Origin of the sequence: Burkholderia sp. AU28863, from assembly GCF_002223195.1 — a bacterium.
Taxonomy (GTDB): Bacteria; Pseudomonadota; Gammaproteobacteria; order Burkholderiales; family Burkholderiaceae; genus Burkholderia; species Burkholderia sola.
The window spans coordinates 291,333-315,975 of record NZ_NKFE01000003.1; the positions used below are offsets into that span (position 1 = coordinate 291,333).

General features: G+C 68.8%; 20 protein-coding genes. 12 read left to right on the forward strand and 8 right to left on the reverse strand.

The features are described from left to right. The first annotated feature begins 34 nt into the window (after positions 1-34). Positions 35-445 (forward strand): GFA family protein, encoded by a 411-nt coding sequence (locus tag CFB81_RS03685; RefSeq protein WP_069616655.1) that lies wholly within the window; start codon positions 35-37, stop codon positions 443-445. A 190-nt stretch (positions 446-635) separates the two neighbouring features. Here the strand turns inward: CFB81_RS03685 and CFB81_RS03690 are convergent, their stop codons facing one another. Then, the gene (locus CFB81_RS03690) at positions 636-1,439 is read right to left on the reverse strand and encodes an EAL domain-containing protein (RefSeq protein WP_069616654.1); all 804 of its coding nucleotides are present in this window, start codon (positions 1,437-1,439) and stop codon (positions 636-638) included. A 363-nt stretch (positions 1,440-1,802) separates the two neighbouring features. On the opposite strand from CFB81_RS03690, the gene CFB81_RS03700 reads away from it, so the two are divergent. Genes CFB81_RS03700 through fahA form a run of 5 tightly spaced genes read left to right on the forward strand, consistent with a single transcriptional unit; the run spans position 1,803 to position 7,721 of the window. Then, positions 1,803-3,455: an FAD-dependent oxidoreductase gene (locus CFB81_RS03700; RefSeq protein WP_089435318.1), complete on the forward strand. Its 1,653-nt coding sequence runs from the start codon at positions 1,803-1,805 to the stop codon at positions 3,453-3,455. A 28-nt stretch (positions 3,456-3,483) separates the two neighbouring features. Beyond that, positions 3,484-3,714, forward strand: a complete 231-nt coding sequence (locus CFB81_RS03705) for a DUF2783 domain-containing protein (RefSeq protein WP_069616652.1) — start codon at positions 3,484-3,486, stop codon at positions 3,712-3,714. Further along, positions 3,711-5,069 (forward strand): aromatic acid/H+ symport family MFS transporter, encoded by a 1,359-nt coding sequence (locus tag CFB81_RS03710; protein ID WP_089434599.1) that lies wholly within the window; start codon positions 3,711-3,713, stop codon positions 5,067-5,069. Before CFB81_RS03705 ends, CFB81_RS03710 begins: the two co-directional genes overlap by 4 nt. A gap of 16 nt (positions 5,070-5,085) precedes the next feature. Next, positions 5,086-6,420, forward strand: coding sequence for a homogentisate 1,2-dioxygenase (hmgA, locus tag CFB81_RS03715; RefSeq protein WP_089434600.1), 1,335 nt, complete (start codon positions 5,086-5,088; stop codon positions 6,418-6,420). Continuing rightward, complete coding sequence (gene fahA / locus CFB81_RS03720) at positions 6,417-7,721, forward strand: fumarylacetoacetase (protein ID WP_089434601.1); 1,305 nt, start codon at positions 6,417-6,419, stop codon at positions 7,719-7,721. Before hmgA ends, fahA begins: the two co-directional genes overlap by 4 nt. Before the next feature lie 196 nt (positions 7,722-7,917). On the opposite strand, the gene CFB81_RS03725 is transcribed toward fahA, so the two are convergent. From CFB81_RS03725 to CFB81_RS03745, 5 genes are all read right to left on the reverse strand, one after another. Then, a complete protein-coding gene (locus tag CFB81_RS03725) occupies positions 7,918-9,078 on the reverse strand; it encodes an MFS transporter (RefSeq protein WP_069616648.1) in 1,161 nt (386 codons plus the stop codon). A gap of 285 nt (positions 9,079-9,363) precedes the next feature. Continuing rightward, positions 9,364-10,533 (reverse strand): MFS transporter, encoded by a 1,170-nt coding sequence (locus tag CFB81_RS03730; RefSeq protein WP_089434602.1) that lies wholly within the window; start codon positions 10,531-10,533, stop codon positions 9,364-9,366. A 218-nt stretch (positions 10,534-10,751) separates the two neighbouring features. After that, positions 10,752-11,480, reverse strand: coding sequence for a 5,6-dimethylbenzimidazole synthase (bluB, locus tag CFB81_RS03735; protein WP_069616646.1), 729 nt, complete (start codon positions 11,478-11,480; stop codon positions 10,752-10,754). A gap of 172 nt (positions 11,481-11,652) precedes the next feature. Then, positions 11,653-12,651 (reverse strand): 2-hydroxyacid dehydrogenase, encoded by a 999-nt coding sequence (locus CFB81_RS03740; RefSeq protein ID WP_069616645.1) that lies wholly within the window; start codon positions 12,649-12,651, stop codon positions 11,653-11,655. A gap of 30 nt (positions 12,652-12,681) precedes the next feature. Continuing rightward, entirely contained in the window at positions 12,682-13,665 is a 984-nt protein-coding gene (locus CFB81_RS03745; RefSeq protein ID WP_089434603.1) for a LysR family transcriptional regulator, read from the reverse strand. A 762-nt stretch (positions 13,666-14,427) separates the two neighbouring features. On the opposite strand from CFB81_RS03745, the gene CFB81_RS03750 reads away from it, so the two are divergent. Then, positions 14,428-15,639: an alanine--glyoxylate aminotransferase family protein gene (locus CFB81_RS03750; protein WP_069616643.1), complete on the forward strand. Its 1,212-nt coding sequence runs from the start codon at positions 14,428-14,430 to the stop codon at positions 15,637-15,639. Positions 15,640-15,667: 28 nt separating this feature from the next. Here the strand turns inward: CFB81_RS03750 and CFB81_RS03755 are convergent, their stop codons facing one another. After that, positions 15,668-16,603, reverse strand: a complete 936-nt coding sequence (locus tag CFB81_RS03755; RefSeq protein ID WP_069616642.1) for an AraC family transcriptional regulator — start codon at positions 16,601-16,603, stop codon at positions 15,668-15,670. A gap of 133 nt (positions 16,604-16,736) precedes the next feature. Between CFB81_RS03755 and CFB81_RS03760 the strand changes: the two genes are divergently transcribed. Beyond that, positions 16,737-17,627, forward strand: coding sequence for a DMT family transporter (locus tag CFB81_RS03760; RefSeq protein ID WP_089434604.1), 891 nt, complete (start codon positions 16,737-16,739; stop codon positions 17,625-17,627). A 246-nt stretch (positions 17,628-17,873) separates the two neighbouring features. Here the strand turns inward: CFB81_RS03760 and CFB81_RS03765 are convergent, their stop codons facing one another. Next, the gene (locus CFB81_RS03765) at positions 17,874-19,088 is read right to left on the reverse strand and encodes an MFS transporter (protein WP_089434605.1); all 1,215 of its coding nucleotides are present in this window, start codon (positions 19,086-19,088) and stop codon (positions 17,874-17,876) included. Positions 19,089-19,420: 332 nt separating this feature from the next. On the opposite strand from CFB81_RS03765, the gene xdhA reads away from it, so the two are divergent. The 4 genes from xdhA to CFB81_RS03785 all read left to right on the forward strand — a co-directional run bounded on the left by xdhA (position 19,421) and on the right by CFB81_RS03785 (position 24,632). Continuing rightward, on the forward strand, positions 19,421-21,019 hold the full coding sequence (xdhA, locus tag CFB81_RS03770; protein WP_089434606.1) for a xanthine dehydrogenase small subunit: 1,599 nt from the start codon (positions 19,421-19,423) through the stop codon (positions 21,017-21,019). Between the two features lie 18 nt (positions 21,020-21,037). Further along, a complete protein-coding gene (gene xdhB, locus CFB81_RS03775) occupies positions 21,038-23,401 on the forward strand; it encodes a xanthine dehydrogenase molybdopterin binding subunit (RefSeq protein WP_089434607.1) in 2,364 nt (787 codons plus the stop codon). Between the two features lie 69 nt (positions 23,402-23,470). Beyond that, a complete protein-coding gene (gene xdhC, locus CFB81_RS03780; protein ID WP_089434608.1) occupies positions 23,471-24,139 on the forward strand; it encodes a xanthine dehydrogenase accessory protein XdhC in 669 nt (222 codons plus the stop codon). 91 nt (positions 24,140-24,230) lie between these two features. Further along, the gene (locus CFB81_RS03785; protein WP_089434609.1) at positions 24,231-24,632 is read left to right on the forward strand and encodes a nuclear transport factor 2 family protein; all 402 of its coding nucleotides are present in this window, start codon (positions 24,231-24,233) and stop codon (positions 24,630-24,632) included. Positions 24,633-24,643 lie beyond the last annotated feature (11 nt).

Consider the following 24,643-nt stretch of genomic DNA (forward strand, 5'->3'; position numbering starts at 1 on the left):
ATCGTTCGCCTGCTTCCCGACGACGAGGTCTGCCATGGCGCACCCCGAACCGATGGAAGGCGGATGCGCGTGCGGCGCGATCCGCTACCGTATCGCCGACGTCCCGACCGATGCCGGCTTCTGCCACTGCCGGCTCTGCCAGCGCACGACCGGGGCGGCGGTCGTCGCATCGGCATCGGTGCCGATCGACGCATTCGCATACCTGCAGGGCGAACCGACCGTCTACGCGTCGAGCGCGTGGGGTGAGCGGCGCTTCTGCGGCCGTTGCGGCGCGCAGCTCGAATACCGGCGTTCCGACGCGCCGCAGACGGTCGAGATCAATTACGCGACGCTCGACGAACCGTCGCGGCTGCGTCCGGCGTGGCACGTCTGGTACGGCGACCGTTTCCCGGGCATCGAGATCGACGACGATCTACCGAAGTACGACGATGGTGGCAGAGAATAGGCCGCACATCGGCGTCGATGCACCGGTGTCGGGCTCGCGCGCAAGCGGGGCCGACCTTCCTGCATGAACGAACGGGAAACCGGCCGGCGTCGAACGACGCCGCGTGCTGAAACCCGATTCCCGGAACAATGCGATACCGGAGTCCGCTATCTGGCGGGCCACGCCGCGCGCGCAGCTTCCGCCTCGCCGCTCAGACCGTCACGACCTTCGCGAACACCGGCCCCTGCATGAACCGCACGTCGTGCTGGCGAAGCAACTCGCACTGCGTCTCGTCGACGACGCCGTCGAAGATCAGCGGAATCCGCACGCGCTGCGCATAGGCGACGAGCGCCTTGACCATCCCGTCGCGCAATGCGATGCCCGCATCCATCTTGATGTAGTCGGGTCGCGCCATGTCCGATTCGACCGCGAGGATGCGGCCCGGGTCCGGCAGCTTGTCCGCGACCTTGAAACCGTGATGCTGGTAGCTGCGGGTCAGGTAGCCGAGGAACGTCTTGTGGGCGACCGCGACCGCCGGCAGCTCGATCACGATCCGCTCGGTCGGCAGCCCGAAGCGCTGCAGCACCGACGAGAAATGCTTGCCGTGGTCGTACTTCACGCTCTTGAGCAGCCGCTCGTGCACGCGCAGGAACAGCAGCCCGTGGCGTTGCGCACCGAAGAAATTGATCGCGTGCAGCGCGCGCGACAGGCGGTCGATCGCGACCAGCGTCTGGTCGTCGACGGCCGCGTCGACCGGATCGTGCTGCGCGCCGGTGACGAGCGTGACGGCCTGAAAGCCGAGCTCGTCGCCGTAGCGCTCGATCGCGTCGGCGAACGACGTCGATTGCGGCGAGCCGGGCATCGTCACGTCGTAGATCGGCTCGTACGCGCTGGCGAGCGTGCGCTCGGGCAGATTCGCGCACGCGGTCCCGCCTTCGGCAAGCGCGAGGTGCTCCCGCAGATACGGCAGTTGCCCGGCACGGGTGACCAGCTCGGGGATGGTAGGCGGAATCATCGGCGTGAAAAGGAAAAATGGCGGCCGAAAGGGCCGCCTCGTTGACTTGATATTAGCAGTGCGCGCCGCGCTCGGCTTGCCGTTTCACTCATATGGTTATCCCGTTCCCGAGCGAGCGATCAGGGTTTACGTTGATTTCACTATCCGTAATTGGTTTTACTATTCGTAAATCCAAGGATTTGTCGCCGATCAAGAAATGCGGCAGGCAGGCGCCGAGCAACGGCGCCGTTCGCGAATCAACAGGAAGCAAGGAGCGAGACGTGGCGGTTGACAGGACAGGCGGGCGCGCGCGCCGGCGGCAGACGGACGGAACGACGGGCGCAGCGGTGCGCGCACGGCGGGGGTGAGGCGCGGATGGCGACCATGAGCATCGATTACCAGACGCTGAAATTCGAGTACCGCGCCCGCGCGCACGACGCGGCCGTCCACCCGGTGATCGTCGTCGGCGCGGGGCCGGTGGGCCTCGCGGCCGCGATCGACCTCGCGCAGCAGGGCGTGCCGGTCGTGCTGCTCGACGACGACGACACGCTGTCGACCGGCTCGCGCGCGATCTGCTTCGCGAAGCGCACGCTCGAGATCTTCGACCGGCTCGGCTGCGGCGAGCGCTTCGTCGACAAGGGCGTGAGCTGGCATGTCGGCAAGGTGTTCCTGCAGGACGAGCAGCTTTACGCGTTCGACCTGCTGCCCGAGGAAGGGCATGCGCGCCCGGCGTTCATCAACCTGCAGCAGTACTACGTCGAAGGCTATCTGGCCGATCGCGCGTTCGAGCTGCCGAACATCGACATTCGCTGGAAGCACAAGGTGACGGGCGTCGACCAGTCGGCCGAACACGCGGTGCTGACGATCGAGACGCCGGACGGCGTCGCGACGCTGCGCGCGCAGTACGTGATCGCGGCCGACGGCTCGCGCAGCCCGATGCGCACGATGATGGGCCTGGAAAGCCGTGGCCGCACGTTCAAGGACCGCTTCCTGATCGCCGACGTGAAGATGAAGGCGGAATTTCCGACCGAGCGCTGGTTCTGGTTCGATCCGCCGTTTCACCGCAACCAGTCGGTGCTGCTGCACCGCCAGCCGGACAACGTGTGGCGCATCGACTTCCAGCTCGGCTGGGATGCCGATCCCGTCGCGGAGAAGCAGCCGGAGCGCGTGATCCCGCGCGTGCGCGCGCTGCTCGGGCCGGACGTCGAGTTCGAGCTCGAGTGGGTGAGCGTCTATACGTTCCGCTGCCAGCGGATGGATACGTTCCGCCACGGCCGCGTGCTGTTCGCGGGCGATTCCGCGCACGGGGTGTCGCCGTTCGGCGCGCGCGGCGCGAACAGCGGCGTGCAGGACGCGGACAACCTCGCATGGAAGCTGAAGCTGGTGCTCGACGGGCGCGCGCACGACCGCCTGCTCGACACGTATGCAAGCGAGCGCGAGTTCGCGGCCGACGAGAACATCCGCAACTCGACGCGCTCGACCGACTTCATCACGCCGAAGAGCGCGGTGTCGCGCGTGTTCCGCGACGCGACGCTGAAGCTCGCGCGCGACTGCGAGTTCGCGCGCAAGCTGGTGAACAGCGGGCGCCTGTCGGTGCCGGCCGTGCTGGCCGATTCGCCGCTGAACACGCCGGACCGCAACGGCGACACGTTTGCGTGCGCGATGCGGCCGGGCGCGGCGGCGGCCGATGCGCCGGTGCGCGTGCAGGGTGCGCCGGGCTGGCTGCTGCAGCGTCTGCGCGGCGGCTTCACCGGCGTGCTGTTCGGCTTGCCGGGCGACGCGGCCGCGCTCGCGCAGGCCGTCGACGGCCTCGCGCTGCCGGTGCGGCCGGTGCTCGTCGTGCCGGCCGGGCATGCGCAGCCGGCGACCGGCGTCGACGTCGTGGAGGACGTCGACGGGCTCGCCGCGCGGCGCTACGACGCGCAGCCCGGCACGTTCTACCTGCTGCGTCCCGACCAGCACGTGTGCGCACGCACGCGCACGCTCGACCGTCAGGCGATCGCCGACGCACTGGCGCGCGCGACCTGCGCACGCTGAATACGATAAAGACACCGGAGACACCGTCATGCCCCCACTCGATACCCGCCCGCGTCTGGCCGACCCCGATGCGTTCTACGAAGCGCTGATCGACATGCATCGCGACCTGTCGGACGCCGACAGCCAGCTCGTCAACGCGAAGCTGATCCTGTTGCTCGCGAACCAGATCGGCGACGCCGACGTGCTGCGCGAAGCGATGGCGCTCGCGCGCCAGGGCGTGACGCCGCCCGTGCATCCGTCCGCCGAGGTCGCGCAATGAGCGCGGCGGCCGATACGCGCGTGCTCGAAGTCGAGCGCGTGATCGACGAGACCCATCGCCCGGGTTTTCACGCGATGCTGCTCGCGCTGTGCGGGCTGTGCCTCGTGATCGACGGTTTCGATGCGCAGGCGATGGGCTACGTCGCGCCGAGCGTGATCGCCGAATGGGGCGTGCCGAAGCAGGCGCTGGGGCCCGTGTTCAGCGCGAGCCTGTTCGGGATGCTGCTCGGCGCGCTCGGGCTGTCGGTGCTGGCCGACCGGATCGGGCGGCGCCCGGTGCTGATCGGCTCGACGCTGTTCTTCGCGGTGACGATGCTCGCGACGCCGTTCGCGAGCTCGATCCCCATGCTGATGGCGCTGCGCTTCGTCACGGGCCTCGGCCTCGGCTGCATCATGCCGAACGCGATGGCGCTCGTCGGCGAATTCAGCCCGGCCGCGCATCGCGTGAAGCGGATGATGATCGTGTCGTGCGGCTTCACGCTCGGCGCGGCGATCGGCGGCTTCATCAGCGCGGCGCTGATTCCGGCGCTCGGCTGGCGCTCGGTGTTCTTCGTCGGCGGCGCGGTGCCGCTCGTGCTGACGATCGCGATGCTCGCGCGGCTGCCTGAATCGCTGCAGTTCCTGGTGCTGAAGGGGCGTGTCGCGCAGGCGCGCGACTGGCTCGCGCGCTTCGCGCCGCACGCCGGCATCGATGCGAACACGCGGCTCGTCGTGCGCGAGCGCGCGGCGAGCGGCGCGCCGGTCGCCGAGCTGTTCCGCCATGGCCGCCTGCCGGTCACGCTGCTGCTGTGGTCGATCAGCTTCATGAACCTGATCGACCTGTACTTCCTGTCGAACTGGCTGCCGACCGTGATGCGCGAAGCCGGCTATTCGCCGGGCACGGCGGTGATCGTCGGCACGGTGCTGCAGACGGGCGGCGTGATCGGCACGCTGTCGCTCGGCTGGTTCATCGAACGTTACGGCTTCGTGCGCGTGCTGTTCGCATGCTTCGCGTGCGCGGCCGTGTCGGTGGGATTGATCGGCTCGGTCGCGCATGCGCTGCCGTGGCTGCTGGTGGTGGTGTTCGCGGGCGGCTTCTGCGTGGTCGGCGGGCAGCCGGCCGTGAACGCGCTCGCGGGCCAGTATTACCCGACGTCGCTGCGCTCGACGGGCATCGGCTGGAGTCTCGGCATCGGCCGGATCGGTTCGGTGCTCGGGCCGCTCGTCGGCGGGCAACTGATTGCGCTCAACTGGTCGAACGGCGCGCTGTTCCACGCGGCCGCGGTGCCGGTGCTGTGCTCGGCGCTGTTCGTGCTGGGCCTGGCCGGCGTCACGCGGCGCAGCGGCGCGCAGGCGCCGCACGCCGCCCTGAATTGAAGGAGAAAGGAAAACGATGACGCTTGACCTGTCGAAACCGGCGGAAGCCGGTTACCTGAGCGGTTTCGCGAACGAATTCGCGACCGAGGCGTTGCCCGGCGCGCTGCCGCACGGCCGCAACTCGCCGCAGCGCGCGCCGTACGGGCTGTACGCGGAGCAACTGTCGGGCACCGCGTTCACCGCGCCGCGCGGCCACAACCGCCGCTCGTGGCTGTATAGGATCCGTCCGGCCGCCGTGCACCGGCCGTTCGAGCCGTATGCGGGCGCGCAGCGGCTCGTGTCGGAATTCGGCGATTCGACCGACGTGCCGCCGACGCCGCCGAACCAGTTGCGCTGGGATCCGCTGCCGATGCCGGTCGAGCCGACCGATTTCATCGATGGCCTCGTGACGATGGCCGGCAACGGGTCGGCCGCGGCGATGAACGGCTGCGCGATCCACCTGTACGCGGCGAACCGGTCGATGCAGGACCGCTTCTTCTACAGCGCGGACGGCGAGCTGCTGATCGTGCCGCAGCAGGGGCGCCTGTTCATCGCGACGGAATTCGGCCGGCTCGACGTCGAGCCGTTCGAGATCGCGGTGATTCCGCGTGGCGTGCGTTTTGCCGTCGCGCTGCCGGATGGCGACGCGCGCGGCTACATCTGCGAGAACTTCGGCGCGCTGCTGCGCCTGCCGGATCTCGGCCCGATCGGCTCGAACGGGCTCGCGAACCCGCGCGACTTCCTCACGCCGCAGGCCGCGTACGAGGATCGCGAAGGCGCGTTCGAGCTGATCGCGAAGCTGAACGGCCGGTTGTGGCGCGCGGACATCGGTCATTCGCCGCTCGATGTCGTCGCGTGGCACGGCAACTACGCGCCGTATAAATACGACCTGCGCCTGTTCAACACGATCGGCTCGATCAGCTTCGACCATCCCGATCCGTCGATCTTCCTCGTGCTGCAATCGCAGAGCGACACGCCGGGCGTCGACACGATCGACTTCGTGATCTTCCCGCCGCGCTGGCTCGCGGCCGAAGATACGTTCCGCCCGCCCTGGTTCCACCGCAACGTCGCGAGCGAGTTCATGGGGCTCGTGCACGGCGCGTACGACGCGAAGGCCGAGGGCTTCGTGCCGGGCGGCGCGAGCCTGCACAACTGCATGTCGGGCCACGGGCCCGATGCGGACACGTTCGAGAAGGCGTCGGCGAGCGACACGACGAAGCCGCACAAGGTCGACGCGACGATGGCGTTCATGTTCGAAACCCGCACGCTGATCCGGCCGACGCGCTACGCGCTCGACACCGCGCAGCTGCAGGCCGACTACTTCGAATGCTGGCAAGGCATCAAGAAACACTTCAATCCGGAGCAAAAGTGAGCGATACCCAAGACTGGCGCGCGACGCTCGACCCGGCTCGCAAGAGCTGGGTCGACACGGCGAACGATCCCGCCTGCGATTTCCCGATCCAGAACCTGCCGTTCGGAATCTTCAGCGATGCGAAGCAGGGCGCGCGCCGTGCGGGCGTCGCGCTCGGCGACCAGATCGTCGATCTCGCGGCGCTCGCGCGTGCGGGCCTCGTGACGTTGCCGGCCGATGCCGATGCGTTCGCCGCGCCGACGCTCAACGCGTTCATCGCGCTCGGTCGCGACACGTGGCGCAGCGTGCGCGTGCAGCTGTCGGCGCTGTTCTCGCGCGACAACGCGACGCTGCGTGACGACGCGGCGCTGCGCGCGCAGGTGCTCGTCGCGCAGCGCGACGCGACGCTGCATCTGCCGGTCGAGATTCCCGGCTACACCGATTTCTATTCGTCGAAGGAGCATGCGACCAACGTCGGCTCGATGTTCCGCGATCCGAAGCATGCGCTGCTGCCGAACTGGTCGGAGATGCCGATCGGCTACAACGGCCGTGCGTCGTCGGTGGTCGTGAGCGGCACGCCGGTGCGGCGCCCGAACGGGCAACTGAAGCTGCCCGACCAGGAGCGTCCGGTGTTCGGCGCGTGCCGCAAGCTCGACATCGAACTGGAAACGGGCTTCATCGTCGGGAAGGGCAACGCGCTCGGCGAGCCGATCGCGTGCGAGGACGCGGAAGCGCATATCTTCGGGATGGTGCTGCTGAACGACTGGAGCGCGCGCGACATCCAGCAGTGGGAATACGTGCCGCTTGGCCCGTTCAACTCGAAGGGGTTCGCGACGACGATTTCGCCATGGATCGTCACGCTCGACGCGCTCGAACCGTTCCGTGTCGCGCAGCCCGAGCAGTCGCCGCAGCCGCTCGCATATCTGCGGCATGCGGGCAAGCATGCGTTCGACATCGCGCTCGAAGTGACGCTGCGGGCGGAGGGCGCCGCCGACGCGACGTCGATCTGCCGCACGAACTTCAGGCACATGTACTGGACGATGGCGCAGCAGCTCGCGCATCACACGGTGGCCGGCTGCAACACGCGCGTGGGCGACCTGATGGGTTCGGGCACGATCAGCGGGCCGACGAAGGATTCGTTCGGCAGCCTGCTCGAACTGACGTGGAACGGCAAGGAGCCGGTCGCGCTGAACGGCGGCGGCAGCCGCACGTTCATCGAGGACGGCGACGAGCTCACGCTCGCCGGCTGGTGCCAGGGCGACGGCTATCGCGTCGGCTTCGGCACCTGTGCGGGCAAGGTTTTGCCGGCGCGCGGCGCGTGACGGATCGCAGCGCCCGACGTTACGTGTAGGTCAAGCGTCGTCCGGAAGGACAGGGCGGCCCGCCTTGCGCGGGCCGTTTTCGTTGACCGCGGGACGGGCACGAGCGGGCCGATGCGTACCGGTGCATGATGCTGCGCGCCAACGCCAACGCCAACGCCAACGCCAACGCCAACGCCAACGCCAACGCCAATCGTCATCAGACCGCGCGCTGCACCGCCGCGCGTCGTTCCCACAACGCGGCCGCGACGAACGCGGCGACGCAGGCCGCCAGCACGCCGACCAGCGCATTGCTGCCCAGTTGCTCCATCAACGCGCCGGCCACCAGCGGGCCGCCGAAGCTCGCCGCGCTCCACGACGCCGACACGAGCGAGCTCGCGGTGACGAGCGCCGCACCGCGGAAACGCTCGCCGCAGGCGACGAGCGACAGCGTATAAATGCTGCCGGCCGCCGCGCCGAGCACGAACAGCAGCGGCCAGCACAGCCACGGATTCGCGATCACGAACGGCAGCAGCGGCAGGCCGGCCAGCACGATCCAGCCCGCGCCGAGGTGCACGCGTTCGCGGCCGAGCTTGTCCGCGAGCCAGCCGATCGGGAACTGCATCGCGGTGTCGCCGAACAGCATGATCGACGCGAGCAGCACGGCGGTCGCGCTCGCGACGCCGTGATCCATCGCATAGAGCGGCAGCAGCGACAGCGCGAGCGTGTCGAACAGCGCGAAGAAGCCGGTGCCGATGATCAACGCGGGCATGCGCGGCAGCACGTCGAGCCAGCGGCCGTGCGCTTCGTGATGCGCGTCGTCGCCGGCGAGCGGTGCACGGCGTATCGTCGCGAGCGTCGGCAGCGCGAGCAGGAACAGCGCGCCGCACAGCGCGAAGCGGATGCCTGTCGCGCCGGCGATCTGGCTGACGAGCACGGGGCCGGCCATCTGGAACAGCGTGAAATTGGTCGCGTAGATCGCGACGACGCGGCCGCGCGTCGAATCGTCGGCGAGCTGGTTGACCCATGCCTCGCCGATCGTGAACAGCAGCATCAGCGCGGCGCCGCACAGCACGCGCAGCACGCCCCACAGGATCAGGTTCGACGTGAACTGCATCAGCGCGGTGGCGGCCGCGAGCAGCACGACCGACACGACGATCGCGCGGCGCGCGCCGATATGCCGCGCGAGCGCGGTGACGAACGGGACGATCGCGAGGCCGCCGAGGGCCTGCGCGGCGGTCAGCATGCCGACGACGTTGGTGCCGTGCCCGGCTTCGGTCAGGGCAAGTGCGGTGAGGGGCAGCGTGGCGCCGGTGCCGAGGCCGACGACCGCGACACTCAGGATCAGCGCGAGGAAATCGCGATTGAGAATGGCTTTCATCGGCCGCGATGCTACACCGCGGCCCTTGAAAGGTCCATGAACGCCGTCACGTCTGGGGCCTGTTCACGCTAATAACGGGCTTGCGCTGGCCCGACAAAGGATTTTTTCAATCAGGGGAACGTGCGTTGCCGGCCGCATTGCGGCGTCGCGCGTCGCTTGTTTGGCTCGGCCAAACGGCGCTCCTTGCTTCTTGCACTGCAGCCGGCAACGCACGTTCGCAAGCCCGTTATTGGCGTGAACAGGCCCTATAGGAGTTGCGGACGCAACGATTGCCGCAGGGTTGCGTTACACGTATTCGGTCGGTACGGCCATCGGCCGGCGTTCGAGCGACGCCGACCACAGCGTGAGCGCGAGCGCCGCGACGGCCATCGCGACGCCGACCCACGGCAGGCTCACGAGCGACACGCCGGAGCCGATCGCCATCCCGCCGAGCCATGCGCCGGTCGCGTTGCCGAGGTTGAACGCGCCCTGGTTCAGCGTCGACGCGAGGTTCGGCGCGTCGCTCGCGCGATCGACGATCATGATCTGCAGCGGCGGCACGATCGCGAACGCGAGCATGCCCCACACGAAAACCGTCGCGAGCGCGGCGAACGGCAGGTGCATCGTGCCGGCGAACAGCGCGAGGACGATGCCGATCAGCGCGAGCGTCGCGATCAGCGACGGCATCCGGCGCCAGTCGGCGAGCCTGCCGCCGAGCGTGCCGCCGACCGTCAGGCCGAGGCCGAACAGCAGCAGCACGTAGGTGACCTGATGCGGCGAGAAGCCCGTCACGTCCTCGAGGATCGGCGTGATGTACGTGAACACGCTGAACAGGCTCGCGGACGCGAGCACGCTGATGCCGAGCACCATCAGCACCTGCGGGTGCTTCAGCACGCTGAACTCGCGCGTGATGCTGGTGTCCGGCATCGCGAGGTTTTTCGGCAGACACACCGCAAGCGCGGCGGCCGCGGCGATGCCGATGCCGGTGACGGCCCAGAACGTCGCGCGCCAGCCGAACGCCTGGCCGAGCGCGGTGCCGAGCGGCACGCCGAGCACGTTCGCGAGCGTGAGGCCGGTGAACATCAGCGCGATCGCCTGTGCGCGGCGGTTCGGCGCGACGAGGTTGCTCGCGACCACCGAACCGATGCCGAAGAACGCGCCGTGGCAGAACGCGGTGACGACGCGCGCGGCCATCAGCACCGCGTAGCCGGGCGCAATCGCGCAGAACAGGTTGCCGGCGATGAACAGCCCGATCAGCCCCATCAGCGCACGCTTGCGCGGCATCTTCGCGGTGACGACCGCGAGGATCGGCGCGCCGATCGTCACGCCGAGCGCGTAGCCCGACACGAGCATCCCGGCGGCCGGGATCGACACGCCGAGGTCGCGCGCGACATTGGGCAGCAGCCCCATGATCACGAATTCGGTGGTACCGATTCCAAATGCGGCGACGGCAAGGGCGAAAAGAGGCAGGGGCATCGCGGTAGGCTCGGGAAAGAAGGCCGCTCGAGCCGGGCGCGGGATGCGCGGGACGGGCGGTCGGTGAGGCGAGAGTCAGCCGCGATTCTACTTCAGTGAAAACCCTGATGCTGGGCGCCAAAATACGTGTTGCCGGCGTGCGACGGGCGGCCGGCGGTGTGCTCACACTGTGAGATTGGCGGTGGCTCGACTGTAGGCGAGGAGCCGGCCGAACCGGGTCAGACGGTGGGCTCCGCAGCCCCGTCGAGCAGCGCGTCCGACGTTTCGGTATCGTCTCGCGACGCCGCGGATCCGGCCCCGTCGATCGCCGCCGGATCATCCCAGCCGTTCTCGAACAGGCACGCTTCGATCGGCATCCGCGCGGCCCAGCGTTCTGCTTCGAGCATCGGCTTCGCATAGAACGCATCGACGTGCCCGATGCAGAGCACGGCGATCGGCTTCGCACCGTCGGGCATCCGCAGCAGCGTGCGCAGCGCATCGACGTCGAACAACGACACCCAGCCCATCCCGAGCCCTTCGGCGCGCGCCGCGAGCCACATGTTCTGGATCGCGCACGCGGCGGATGCCAGATCCATCTCCGGCAGCGTGCGGCGGCCGAACACGTGGCGCTCGCGGCCGTCGGCGAGCGCGACGACCAGCAACTCGCCGCATTCGCGTACGCCCTCGACCTTCAACCGCATGAATTCGTCCTGGCGCTCGCCGAGCGCGTCGGCGGTCGCGCGGCGCTCGGCCTCGACCAGCGCGTGAATGGCGGTGCGCAATGCGGGATCGGTGATGCGGATGAAGCGCCACGGCTGCATGAAGCCCACGCTCGGCGCGTGGTGCGCCGCGCGCAGCAGCCGCGCGAGCACGGCCGGATCGACGGGCGCCGGCGTGAAGTGACGCATGTCGCGCCGTTCGAAGATGGCGCGGTAGACAGCAGCGATGTCGGAGTCGTCGAAACGCATGAGCGGCAAAGGCAGGGAAGGACGTCGGCGCAACGATAGCAGACGACGCGCTCGAAACGTTACCTCAACCGAAACAATGCGCTGAATTGTTGACGATGATGGGTGCAGTGCGCGGCGGGATGCGCGAGCAAACGATTGCGGATGCGCCGCGACCCCTCAAATGCGCGGTTTTTCAGCGATTTGCCACCACGACGTTCTGCGGCGCCCGCGCATGCCACGCCTCGATGTTCAGCAGCGTCGTGTGCGCGATCTCGGCCAGCGCCTCGCGCGTGAAGAACGCCTGGTGCGACGTGACGATCACGTTCGGGAACGTCAGCAGGCGTGCGAGCACGTCGTCCTGCAGCGGCAGGTCGGAGTGATCCTCGAAGAACAGCCCGCTTTCCTCCTCGTACACGTCCAGCCCGAGATGGCCGAGCTGGCCGCTCTTGAGCGCGTCGACCAGCGCCTGCGCATCGACGAGCCCGCCGCGCCCCGTGTTGATCAGCATCGCGCCGTGCTTCATCCGCGCGAGCGTCCGCTCGTTGATCAGGTGGTGCGTCGACGGCAGCAGCGGGCAATGCAGGCTCACGATGTCGGCGTGATGCAGCAATTCGTCGAGCTCGACGTAGCGCGCGCCGAACGCGATCAGCTCGTCGTCGTACGGCGGTACCGAGTGCGCGAGCACGTGCATCCCGAAGCCCATCATGATCTTCGCGAACACGCTGCCGATGATGCCGGTGCCGATCACGCCGACGGTCTTGCCGTGCAGGTCGAAGCCGAGCAGGCCGTTCAGCGAGAAATCGCCTTCTCGCGTACGGGCGACCGCGCGCGGCAGGCGGCGGTTGAGCGCGAGAATCAGCGCGACCGCGTGCTCGGCCACCGCGTGCGGCGAATACGCGGGCACGCGCACGACCGTGATGCCGAGCCGTTCGGCGGCGGCGAGGTCGACGTGGTTGAAGCCCGCCGAGCGCAGCGCGATCAGCCGCGTGCCGCCGTCGGCGAGCCGTTCGAGCACGGCTGCGTCGACGGTGTCGTTGACGAACGGGCAGACGACGTCATAGCCGTGCGCGAGGATCGCCGTTTCCGCGTCGAGGTGCGACGGCTGGAAGTGCAGCCGATAGCCGAACTGCCGGTTGGCGGCTGTGAACGAATCGTCGTCGTACTGCCGGCTGCTGAACAGGATCACGCGCACGCTGCACCTCCGATGGCTGACGCGCGCAGTTTACTGCAGGCCCGTGACGATGTCGGAGCGTTCGGGGCCGCGCACCGGCCGCAGGAAGTCGTAGTCCGTCTGCCCGCGGGCGGACGGCGCGCCGAAGTGCTCGAGCGCGTGCTCGACGAAGCTGCGCGTACGGGCCGGCACGTACTGGCGGTTCGGATAGACGAGCGACAACTGCGCGTCGGGATCGTCGATCCGGTAGCCGGCCATCAGCCGCACGAGCGTGCCGTGGTTGAGCGCGTCGGCCACGCACGGCTCGGGCAGCACCGCGATGCCGGCGCCGGCCACGGCCGCCGCCTGCACGAGCGCGAGCTGATTGACCGTGCAGGCCGGGCGCACCGTGACCGTATGGGCGACGCCGTCGTGACCGACGAGTTGCCACGTCGGCGCGTGCTGGTGCGGTGCGAGCGTGACCCAGTCGTGGCCCGGCAGATCGTCGGGCACGCGCGGCTCGCCGCGGCGGTCGAGATAGGCCGGCGCCGCGCACGCGACGAACGGGTTCGGCGCGAGCGCATGGCCGATCAGCGACGGGTTGCCGTCGAGCCGGGTGCCCGTGACGATGCCGACGTCGTAGCCCGAATCGAGCACGTCGAGCGGCCCTTCGGCGACGGTCAGCTGCACGCGCAGCTCCGGGTAGCGGTGCCGGAAGCTGCTGACGAGCGGCGTCAGCGCGAGCGGCGACAGCAGCCCCGACGCGACGACGCGCAGCGTGCCGGCCGGTTCGCGCACGGCATGCGCGACGGACGATTCGAGGTGGTCGAATTCCTCGAGCAACGCACGGCAACCGTCGAGGTAGCGCACGCCGGCCTCGGTAAGCGACAGGTTGCGCGTGGTGCGATGGATCAGCCGTGTGTTCAGGTGGCCCTCGAGCATCGCGATCGAACGCGTGACGAGCGCATTGGACACGCCGAGATGGTGCGCCGCGCGCCGGAAGCTTTGCTGCTCGGCGACGCAGACGAATACACGCATGGTCTGAATCTGGTTCATGGCTTGCGTATTTCTGGCCCGGTTGATTGATTTTGGTTGTGATTTATCGCCGCACAACGTCGAAAGCGCATTGCGCGGCCCCAGCTCTCCCTCGTCTCGAAAATAGAATTTTCGATTCCGCAGACGATTGTTCAATACAGAGCAGATATCCGTCAACCTGAGAAAACGGGCGGCTTGCGTAAAATCGAAATCGCGAGTACCGGTTTAATGATGCGATGCAGCAAGGGCGCGCCGGAAAAACCGGCGTGGTATTGAAGTGCACAACGACGATGCGAAAATTTTCTATTTAAATCAAAGTGTTGTGAAAAATTCGAGCAGATGGAGGCGGGGCGGTTTCGGCGTCGTTCCCCAATACATGCTGCAATAGTGGATGTTTTTTCCACGTTCGGATTTTGTGTATCGCATTCGTTCCGCGATTTGTATCAGGTGGCCGGTCCATTTCGTTCGGCCCGCGAATGAGGCTGAACCGCCGTTTTCGACCGAATCATCTCGATATTGGAGGAGAAAATCGGGCGTTCGGAACCCGAGTGGAACCGTTTCGCGGCCGGCGGGCAATCCCTTTTCAATCCGGCCGGCCATCGTGCGCGCAGTGCGCGGCCGGCTGGCCCGGTCCGGCGACCGGGCCACCGTCGTGCTGTCCGGACGTGCGTGCCTCTTGCGCGAGGCGGCGGAACACGGAATGATCGATCAGTTGGCCGCGCCGTGCCACGGGCGCCGTGCCGCGGGCGGCCGGGCCCTTCCTTTCCTGATCCTTTTCCAGCCATGTCCATCGATTATTCGCCGATTCCCTGTCCCGTCGTCGTGCCGCTCGACGCGATCCTGCCCGAAGAACCGCTGCTGATGATGGGAGCCGGGCCGGTTCCGATCCCGGCCGCGGTGGCCAAGGCGAACACGATCGTGATCAACCACCTCGGCGCGACGATGGCGAAGATCATCGAGCAGGTGAAGGAGATGGCGCGCTACGTGTTCCAGACCCGCACGAAGTGGGTGCTCGGCGTCGCGGGTCCGGGCTCGGCCGCGATGGAAATGGCGATCTCGAACCTCGCATGGCGCGGCACGCGCGTGCTGTCGATCCGCAACGGCTTCTTCAGCGCGCGGATGGCCGAGATGGCCACGCGCGTCGGCGCCGACGTCGCGACGCTCGAAGTGGCCGACCGCGCGGTCGCGAGCCTCGACGAGATCGCCGACGCGATCGCGCGCGAGCGGCCCGAGATCGTCACGATCGTGCAGGGCGAGACGTCGAATACCGTGTGGAACCGCGACCTGCGCGACATCGCCGCGCTCGCGAAGGCGGCCGGCGCGCTGGTGGTCGTCGACGCGGTGTGCACGCTGTCGACGATGCCGCTCGAGATGGATGCGTGGGGCATCGACGCGGTGATCACCGGCGGCCAGAAGGGGCTGTCGTCGATCCCGGGCGTGTCGCTGATCGCGTTCTCCGATGCCGCGTGGGACCGCATGAAGCATCGCCCCGAGCCGAACGCGCACTGGTGCCTCGACATGGCGCTCGCGGAGAACTTCTGGCACAACGCCGGCTATCACTACACGGCGCCCGTGTCGGGCGTGCTCGCACTGCACGAGGCGCTGCGGCTCGTCTGCGCGGAGACGCTCGAAAGCCGCTTCGCGCGCCACCTGCGCTGCTCGCTGGCGCTGCAGGCTGGCGTCGAATCGATGGGGCTCAAGCTCTATGCGCCGAAGGACTGCCGGCTCAATTCGGTGGTCGGGATCGAGACGCCGGAGGGGCTCACGCCCGGGATGGTCTGCGGCCATATCTCGAAGCAGTACCAGGTCGAGATCTCGGGCTCGTTCGGCTTGCCGATCGTGCGGATCGGGCAGATGGGCGAGCAGTGCCGCGAACACAACCTGTTCCGCACACTGCATGCGTTCGGCCGCACGATGGTCGACCTGAAAGTGCCGGTCGACCTGCCGGCCGGCGTCGCGGCGCTCGAACAGGAACTGTCGCGGCGCGGCGCGTAAGCGGGAGCAGCGAGGAAACGGGCCGCGCTCAGCGGCCCTGCATCGCGCGCCGGTATGTATTCGGCGTCGTGCCGTGCGCGTCGCGAAAGCGATGGCTGAAGTGGCCGGCGTTCGCGTAGCCGCAGTCGGCCGCGATCTGCGCGAGCGGCAACGCCGTCGTGCGCAGCAGCTCTCGGGCCCGGGCGAGCCGTTGCTCGGCCACCCACGCGTGCGGCGCGCGGCCGAACGACAGCCGGAACATCCGCGAGAAATGGTATTCGGACAGCGCGGCCACCTCGGCGAGTTCGCCGAGCGTCAGCGGCTGCGTGAGATACGTGTCGATGTAGTCGCGCACGCGGCGGCGCACGGCCGGCGCGAGCCCGCCGCGAAACGACGTGTCGGTGCGCGTCGCGCTCTGCCCGCGCAGCAGCAGGCTCAGCACGTCGTGCGCGGTTTCGTTCACGCGCAGCCGATCGTCGGCATTGTCCCAGCCGTCGAGCGCGAGCGAGCGCAGCAGCGCGGCGACGCGCGCATCCTCGAAATAGGTGCGGTCGGCGAGCTTCAGCTCGCGCGGCTCGCGGTCGAGCTCGCGGATCGCGCGCTGCGTGAAGTGCTCGGGCAGGAAATACAGGTGGATGAAATGCATTTCGCCGCGCACCCACCAGCGCGATTCATGGTCGCCCGGCAACGCGCACAGCAGGCTCGGCGCGCCGTAGCGCGGCACGCGCTGGCGCTCGGTCCGGTAGCCGCCGTCGAGGTAGCACGACAGCGTGTGGTGGCCGGGCTGCTCGTAGACCGTCTCGCTTTCGTCGGTGATCCGTGTCCATTCGGCGATCGCGAGGTGGTCGCCGAGCCACGCGAAGCGCTCGAGCGTCGCGTTCGCGTCGGCGAGCGTGCGGCAGACCGACTGCAGGCCGAACGGCAGATCGCCGCCGGCCAGGGCGGCGGCGCGGTCGACGGGCGGGGCGCAGAGGGAGAGACTCATGATGCGCCGAGTATAAGCGGGCGCGCGGCGCCGCGTGCGGCGTCCCGAAAAAGACCGCAATTCCGGACAATCGGCGCGCGCGGCGCGACGGCATAGTCGGGATCCCGATTCATCGATTTTCCGGAACGCCGCCATGAACCTGTCGCTTTATTTCGTCACCGTGCTGATCTGGGGCACCACCTGGATCGCGATCAAGTGGCAGCTCGGCTCGGTGCCGCCGCCCGTGTCGATCGCGTGGCGCTTCTGGCTCGCGGCCGCCGTGCTGTTCGCGCTGCTGCGCGCGATGCGCCGCCCGGTGCGCCCGCCGCGCGAAGCGTGGCGCTTTCTCGTCGCGCAGGGCTTCGCGCTGTTCTGCCTGAATTTCCTGTGTTTTTACTATGCGGAGCAGGTCGTGCCCAGCGGGCTCGTCGCGGTGGTCTTCTCGACCGCGCCGCTGCTGAACTCGATCAACGGCCGGCTGTTCATGGGCCGCCCGCTGCGGCCGTCGGCGATCGCCGGCGCGCTGCTCGGCCTGACCGGCATCGCATGCCTGTTCTGGCAGCAGATGGCCGGCCATCTCGACGACCACGCGACGTGGACGGGGCTCGCGATCGCGTTCGCCGGCACGATGTGCTTCTCGGCGGGCAACCTGCTGTCGAGCCGGATGCAGTCGATGGGGCTGCACCCGCTCGCGACCAACGGCTGGGCGATGCTGATCGGCGCGGCGATCCTGACCGTCGGCGGCGCGGTGGCCGGGATGCCGTTCACGCTCGACATGAGCCCCCGCTATCTCGGCGCGCTCGCGTACCTCGCCGTGCCGGGCTCGGTGATCGGCTTCACCGCGTACCTGACGCTCGTCGGCCGGATCGGGCCGGAGCGCGCCGCGTACTGCACGGTGCTGTTCCCGATCGTCGCGCTGGCCGTGTCGACGGTGTTCGAGGGCTACCAGTGGTCGCCGCTCGCGGTGATCGGCCTGCTGCTGGTGGTGGCCGGCAATCTCGTCGCGTTCGACCTCACGCGACGGTTGTTTCTGCGCACGGCCTGATGAAGTTCGCGGTTGCGCGAAGCCGCGATCGAGGAACCCGGTGATCGGTCGATTAAGTTGATGCGGTTGACTTGGTTTCGATTCGGCGCTGCGCTCGATCATTCCGGTCGTAACGGGAGGGGATGATGATTGCGCGAGCGCCTACGCTGGAGTCATCCCGATGCGGCCCGCGTATTGCGGGATTTCAACGTACTGCTGCGTTGACGCACGTTTCGCGTGACCGGTGCGCAACGCGCGTCACCCCGCTCACGCCGCCGCGCCGCTCCCCGCCACGCGCGCCTGCCGCTGGTACAGCACCATCGACAGCGCGACACCCGCGGCCGCGGCCACCGCCGCGAACAGGAACACCTGCGGATAGCCGAACGCGCCCGCGACATAGCCGGCGAGCGGGCCCGTGATGCCGAGCGACAGGTCGAGGAACACCGAATACGCGGACAGCGCGGCGCCGCGGCTCGCGGGCGGCACGAGCGCGACGGCCTCGACGCCGAGCGCCGGGAAGATCAGCGCGAAGCCGAAGCCCGTCAGCGCGGCGCCGACCAGCGCGACGTGCGGCACCGGCGCGAGCCACAGCAGCAGCAGGCCCGCGGATTCGAACGCGAACGACACGATCGCGACGCGGAACCCGCCGTAGGTCTTGATCGTGTTCGCGAACAGCAGGCGCGCGCCGATGAACAGCGTGCCGAACACGGTCAGCAACAGCGCGGCGTTCGGCCAGTGGCGCGCCGCGTAGTACAGCGTGACGAACGTGGCGATCGAGCCGAAGCCGGCCGAACCGAGCGCGAGGCCGAGGCCGTGCGGCAGCACGCGCGTGAACACGCTCGCATACGACATCCGTTCGCCGTGCACGAGCGGCACCGGTGCGATCAGGCGGGCAAGGTAGAAGCCGAGCGCGGCGAGCGCGATCACGATCACGCCGATCAGCGCCGGATTCAGCGTGTGCGCGATCGCGACGCCGACCGGCGCGCCGAGCGCGAGCGCGCCGTAGGTCGCGATGCCGTTCCACGAGATCACCTTCGCGTTGTGCGCGACGCCGACCCGGCCGATGCCCCACAGGATCGCACCGGTGCCGCACAGGCTTTCGCCGACGCCGAGCACGAGCCGGCTCGCGACGAGCAGCGCGAGGCTCGCGACCGGCCAGTGCGCGAGCAGCAGCGCGACGAGCAGCAGCACGCCCGACACGCCGCAGCCGACCAGCCCGCGCAGCACCGTCTGCTTCGGCCCGAGCGTATCGGCGAGGCGGCCGGCGAGCGGGCGCGACGCGAGCGTCGCGAAATACTGGACGCTGATCGCGCCGCCCGCGACGATCGCGGAAAAGCCGAGGTCGTCGTGGACGAAGCCCGGCAGCACCGCGAGCGGCAGGCCGATGGTCAGGTAGCAGATGAACGTGAAGCAGACGACGGACACGATTTGCAGCGTGACCGCGAACCCGCTGCGCGGCGGTGTGGCGGAATCGGATGACATGGGGTCGGAACGAATGGCGAAACGAACGGAAAACGGCGGAAAAGGGAATCGGGATTTTCCCATGGAACCGGTTTTCACGCAGGTACCGCTTAGTTAACCGCGCGCCGTTCGTGAAGGGGCCGACGATCGCGCGGGCCGGGAACGGACGGCGCGCCCCGTGCGGCAAGGGCGTCGGCCGGTCGGGCGCGCATATCGCGGCAGTTATATGAGCCGCATGCGTGATGGGCTATGGGTTGCGGAATTTGACGGTGATAGCGTGCAAACTGTCAGAAAAACGTCGGTCGAGCGCTCCGCGCAGGCCGCCTTGCCCCCATTTGAAGAAACACCGAGACATGAGTGAGCCGATCCGCTTCTACCACCGTCACGCGATCCGCGAAGTCAGCGGCGCGGACGTGACCCGCACCGTGCTGCAATACCTGCGCGAGGACGCGCATTGCACCGGCACCAAGGAAGGCTGCGCGGAAGGCGACTGCGGCGCGTGCACGGTCGTCGTCGGCGAGCTGACCGACGCCGGCGCGGTCGAGTTCAAGGCCGTCAACGCGTGCATCCAGTTCCTGCCGACGCTCGACGGCAAGGCGCTGCTCACGGTCGAGGACCTGCGCCGGCCGGACGGTTCGCTGCACCCGGTGCAGCAGGCGATGGTCGATTGCCACGGTTCGCAGTGCGGGTTCTGCACGCCCGGCTTCGTGATGTCGATGTGGGCGCTGTACGAGAAGCATGGCCACGAAGGCTGCGGCAGTGCGTGCGCGAAGGCGAAGGACGTGCCGACGCGCACCGAGATCGCCGATGCGCTGACGGGCAACCTGTGCCGCTGTACCGGCTATCGCCCGATCGTCGATGCGGCGGTGCGGATGTTCGACGCGACCGGCGAAGGTGCGACCGACGGCGCGACAGGCGAAGCCGCGTCGGCACCGTCGGCGCCGGTCGACACGGCCGCGCTCGCCCGCACGCTCGCATCGCTGAAGCGCGACGATACGTTCGACTACACGGCGGTCAACGGCGCGCGTTTCGCGGCGCCGCGCACGCTCGACGCGCTGGCCGCGCTGAAGGCCAAGCGTCCCGACGCGCGCATTCTCGCGGGCAGCACCGACATCGGCCTGTGGGTCACCAAGCAGATGCGCCGCCTCGACGACCTGATCTACGTCGGCCAGATCGCCGAACTGCAGCAGATCGTGCACGGCGACGACTGGATCGGGATCGGCGCGGGCGTGACGGTCGAGAAGGCCTATGCGGCGCTGGCCGGCACCTATCCGGAGCTGACCGAGATGTGGAAGCGCTTCGCGTCGCTGCCGATCCGCAACGCGGGCACGCTCGGCGGCAACGTCGCGAACGGCTCGCCGATCGGCGATTCGATGCCGGGCCTCATCGCGCTCGGCGCGCGCGTCGTGCTGCGCGGCGGCGACACCGTGCGCGAGCTGCCCCTCGAGGCGCTGTACACCGGCTATCAGCAGAAGGACATGGCGCCGCACGAATTCGTCGCTGGCCTGAAGGTGCCGACCCGCAGCGGTGCGCGCGAAAAGCTGCGGTTCCGCACCTACAAGCTGTCGAAGCGCTTCGACTCCGACATTTCCGCGGTGTGCGCCGCATTCGCGTTCATCGCGGACGGCGACACGATCCGCGAGCCGCGCATCGCGTTCGGCGGGATGGCCGCGACGCCGAAGCGCGCTTCCAGTACGGAAGCCGTGCTCGACGGCGCGCAGTGGCACGAAGCCACCGCGCAGGCCGCGATGCAGGCGCTCGAGCGCGATTACCAGCCGCTGTCCGACATGCGCGCGACGAGCGCGTATCGCCTCGAGACCGCGAAGAACCTGATGTATCGCTTCTGGCTGGAGACGCGTGCGCACGACCCGCTGCCGCCGCAGGCGCTGAACGTGCGTGAAGTGGCCGCCGAAGCAGGCGCTGAAGTTGCCGACGACGCGGCACGCGTCTGACGACGGAGAACACCGAACATGAACCAGCAAGCAGAACCGTTCCTCAGCACCCTCGATCCGCAGGCCGACGCCGCGCAAGTGCACGTGTCGCGCGCGCACGAATCCGCTCACCTGCACGTGAGCGGGCGCGCAACCTACACCGACGACATCCCGCTCGTCGCCGGCACGCTGCACGCGGCGCTCGGGTTGTCCGCGAAGCCGCACGCGAAGATCGTGTCGATGAACTTCGACGCGGTGCGCGCGACGCCGGGCGTGGTCGCCGTGTTCACGGCCGACGACATCCCGGGCGTCAACGATTGCGGCCCGATCGTCCACGACGATCCGGTGCTCGCCAAAGGCGTCGTGCAGTTCGTCGGCCAGCCGATGTTCATCGTCGTCGCGACGTCGCATGAAACCGCGCGGCTCGCCGCGCGCCGCGCGCAGGTCGACTACGAGGAGTTGCCCGCGATCCTGACCGCGCAGGAAGCGCGCAAGGCCGAAACCTACGTGATCCCGCCGCTGAAGCTCGCGCGCGGCGACGCGGCGGCGCGGCTCGCCGTCGCGCCGCACCGCGAGTCGGGCGAGATGCTGCTCGGCGGGCAGGAGCAATTCTACCTGGAAGGGCAGATCGCGTACGCGGTGCCGAAGGACGACGACGGGATGCACGTGTACTGCTCGACGCAGCACCCGAGCGAGATGCAGCACCTCGTCGCGCACGTGCTCGGCGTCGCATCGCACAACGTGCTGGTCGAATGCCGCCGGATGGGCGGCGGCTTCGGCGGCAAGGAATCGCAGTCGGGCCTGTTCGCGTGCTGCGCGGCGCTCGCCGCATGGAAGCTGCTGTGCCCGGTGAAGCTGCGTCCGGACCGCGACGACGACATGATGATCACCGGCAAGCGGCACGACTTCCATTACCGCTTCGACGTCGGCTACGACGACGACGGCCGCATCGACGGCGTCGCGCTCGACATGACGTCGCGCTGCGGCTTCTCGGCCGACCTGTCGGGCCCGGTGATGACGCGCGCGGTGTGCCACTTCGACAACGCGTACTGGCTCGGCGACGTCGACATCGCCGGCTACTGCGGCAAGACCAACACGCAGTCGAACACCGCGTTTCGCGGCTTCGGCGGCCCGCAGGGCGCGTTCGCGATCGAATACATCCTCGACGACATCGCGCGATCGCTCGGCCGCGATCCGCTCGACGTCCGCTACGCGAACCTGTACGGCAAGACCGAACGCAACGTGACGCCGTACGGGCAGACGGTCGAGGACAACGTGCTGCAGGAGCTGCTCGGCGAACTCGAGACGACGAGCGACTACCGCGCGCGGCGTGCGGGCGTGCGCGCATTCAACGCACGCAACACGGTGCTGAAGAAGGGCATCGCGCTCACGCCGGTGAAGTTCGGCATCGCGTTCAACGTCACGCACTTCAACCAGGCCGGCGCGCTGGTGCACATCTACACCGACGGCTCGGTGCTCGTGAACCACGGCGGCACGGAGATGGGCCAGGGGCTCAACACGAAGGTCGCGCAGGTCGTCGCGCACGAACTCGGCATCCGTTTCGGCCGGATCCGCGTGACCGCGACCGACACGAGCAAGGTCGCGAACACGTCCGCGACCGCCGCGTCGACGGGCTCCGACCTGAACGGCAAGGCCGCGCAGGATGCGGCGCGCCAGTTGCGCGAGCGGCTCGCGGCGTTCGCGGCGAAGCAGTTCGGCGACGGCAAGGTCGATGCGGCCGACGTGAAGTTCGGTAACGACGTCGTGTGGGTCGGCGGCCATCGCGTGCCGTTCGGCGAAGTGGTCGCGAAGGCGTATCTCGCGCGCGTGCAGCTGTGGTCCGACGGCTTCTATGCGACGCCGAAGCTGCACTGGGATCAATCGAAGCTGCAGGGTCGGCCGTTCTACTACTACTCGTACGGCGCGGCCGTGTCGGAAGTCGTGATCGACACGCTGACGGGCGAGATGCGCACGCTGCGCGTCGATGCGCTGCACGACGTGGGCGCGTCGCTGAACCCGGCGCTCGACATCGGCCAGGTCGAAGGCGCGTTCATCCAGGGAATGGGCTGGCTCACGACCGAGGAGCTTTGGTGGAACGCAGGCGGCAAACTGATGACGCATGCGCCGTCCACGTACAAGATCCCGACGGTGAACGACACGCCGCCCGAATTCAACGTGCGGCTGTTCCGGAACCGCAACGTCGAGGACAGCATCCACCGCTCGAAGGCCGTCGGCGAGCCGCCGCTGCTGCTGCCGTTCTCGGTGTTCTTCGCGGTGCGCGACGCCGTGGCCGCGGTCGGCGACTACCGGGTGAACCCGCCGCTCGACGCGCCGGCCACCGGCGAGTCGATCCTGCGCGCGATCGGCGCGGTACGCGCGGCGAGCGCGAGCGAGGCAGGGTGAGATGAAACGCGCTTCGTGCCTGCTTCGTTCGTTGCTCGCTCACGGCGGCCCGGCCCGGCGGAGGCGCGCATGAACGGCCTCGCTCGTTCGCCGCGTGCCGCGTCGCCCGCGCCCGCCGCCGGATGCGACGGCGCGTGCGGCAACGCGCCGTCGCAACCGCAGCCGTTCGCGCCGGGCACCGGCCAGCGCAACCGCGCGACCGCGGCGCCGCCGCCGATGCACGTCGTGCTGTTCGGCGCGGGGCACGTCGGCCACGCGCTCGTCGCGCTGCTCGGCGCGCTGCCGTGCGTCGTGCAGTGGGTCGACACGCGCGACGAGCTGTTCCCGGACGAATGTCCGCCGAACGTGCAGCCCGAGCCGACCGACACGCCGGAGGCCGTCGTCGACGCGGCGCCGCCCGGCGCGTACTTCCTCGTGATGACGCACAACCACGCGCTCGACTTCGCGCTCGCCGCGCAGATCATGCGGCGGCGCGACTACGCGTACTTCGGGATGATCGGCTCGCGCACCAAGCGCGTGAAGTTCGAGCGCCGGCTCGCCGCGCGCGGCGTCGACCCGGCGCGGCTCGTCGACATGGTGTGTCCGATCGGCGTCGCGGGCATCGTCGACAAGGCGCCGGGCGCGATCGCGGTGGCCGTCTGCGCGGAGCTGCTGCAGGCCCGCTCGGGCATGCCGGTGGCCGAGGCGAAGGCGGCCGCGGCCGGTCGCGCACGCGACGACGTGTCCTGCGCGCGCTGAAACGCCGACGCCGCACGGCCGCGCGTTTTTGCATACACTGCACGACAACGCGCGGCAGCGGGCCGCGCTTCACGTCACCGTGCACGCACCCATGTCCGATCACTCCGTCTATCTCGACGCGCTCGATGCGAGCCTCGTCGCCATCGAGCGCTGGCTGTCCGGCGTCGATACCGCGCCCGCGGCGCTCGATGCGCTGCTCGCCGCGTTTTCCGCCGACTTCACGATGATCCTGACCGACGGCCGCATGGTCGACCGTGACGGCATGCGCGCGCTGTTCGCGAAGCTGGCCGGCGCGAAGCCGGGGCTGCGCATCACGCTGTCGGAGATGCGCGTGCTCGCGGCCGATGCAGCGCATGCGGTGATCACCTATCTCGAAGCGCAGCACGCGGCGGCGGGCGAACTGCCGGCGCGCCGCGCGACCGCCGTGTTCGCGCGCGATGCGGCAGGCGTCGTGCGCTGGACCCATCTGCAGGAAACCTTCTGCACGGCCTGAGCGGCCGTGTT

What these genes read in the sequence shown, in the direction of transcription:
- CFB81_RS03685 (WP_069616655.1), top strand. Translation starts at nt 35, where the DNA reads ATGGCGCACCCCGAACCGATGGAAGGCGGATGCGCGTGCGGCGCGATC.
- CFB81_RS03690 (WP_069616654.1), bottom strand. Translation starts at nt 1,439, where the DNA reads ATGATTCCGCCTACCATCCCCGAGCTGGTCACCCGTGCCGGGCAACTG.
- CFB81_RS03700 (WP_089435318.1), top strand. Translation starts at nt 1,803, where the DNA reads ATGAGCATCGATTACCAGACGCTGAAATTCGAGTACCGCGCCCGCGCG.
- CFB81_RS03705 (WP_069616652.1), top strand. Translation starts at nt 3,484, where the DNA reads ATGCCCCCACTCGATACCCGCCCGCGTCTGGCCGACCCCGATGCGTTC.
- CFB81_RS03710 (WP_089434599.1), top strand. Translation starts at nt 3,711, where the DNA reads ATGAGCGCGGCGGCCGATACGCGCGTGCTCGAAGTCGAGCGCGTGATC.
- hmgA (WP_089434600.1), top strand. Translation starts at nt 5,086, where the DNA reads ATGACGCTTGACCTGTCGAAACCGGCGGAAGCCGGTTACCTGAGCGGT.
- CFB81_RS03725 (WP_069616648.1), bottom strand. Translation starts at nt 9,078, where the DNA reads ATGAAAGCCATTCTCAATCGCGATTTCCTCGCGCTGATCCTGAGTGTC.
- CFB81_RS03730 (WP_089434602.1), bottom strand. Translation starts at nt 10,533, where the DNA reads ATGCCCCTGCCTCTTTTCGCCCTTGCCGTCGCCGCATTTGGAATCGGT.
- bluB (WP_069616646.1), bottom strand. Translation starts at nt 11,480, where the DNA reads ATGCGTTTCGACGACTCCGACATCGCTGCTGTCTACCGCGCCATCTTC.
- CFB81_RS03745 (WP_089434603.1), bottom strand. Translation starts at nt 13,665, where the DNA reads ATGAACCAGATTCAGACCATGCGTGTATTCGTCTGCGTCGCCGAGCAG.
- CFB81_RS03750 (WP_069616643.1), top strand. Translation starts at nt 14,428, where the DNA reads ATGTCCATCGATTATTCGCCGATTCCCTGTCCCGTCGTCGTGCCGCTC.
- CFB81_RS03755 (WP_069616642.1), bottom strand. Translation starts at nt 16,603, where the DNA reads ATGAGTCTCTCCCTCTGCGCCCCGCCCGTCGACCGCGCCGCCGCCCTG.
- CFB81_RS03760 (WP_089434604.1), top strand. Translation starts at nt 16,737, where the DNA reads ATGAACCTGTCGCTTTATTTCGTCACCGTGCTGATCTGGGGCACCACC.
- CFB81_RS03765 (WP_089434605.1), bottom strand. Translation starts at nt 19,088, where the DNA reads ATGTCATCCGATTCCGCCACACCGCCGCGCAGCGGGTTCGCGGTCACG.
- xdhA (WP_089434606.1), top strand. Translation starts at nt 19,421, where the DNA reads ATGAGTGAGCCGATCCGCTTCTACCACCGTCACGCGATCCGCGAAGTC.
- xdhB (WP_089434607.1), top strand. Translation starts at nt 21,038, where the DNA reads ATGAACCAGCAAGCAGAACCGTTCCTCAGCACCCTCGATCCGCAGGCC.
- xdhC (WP_089434608.1), top strand. Translation starts at nt 23,471, where the DNA reads ATGAACGGCCTCGCTCGTTCGCCGCGTGCCGCGTCGCCCGCGCCCGCC.
- CFB81_RS03785 (WP_089434609.1), top strand. Translation starts at nt 24,231, where the DNA reads ATGTCCGATCACTCCGTCTATCTCGACGCGCTCGATGCGAGCCTCGTC.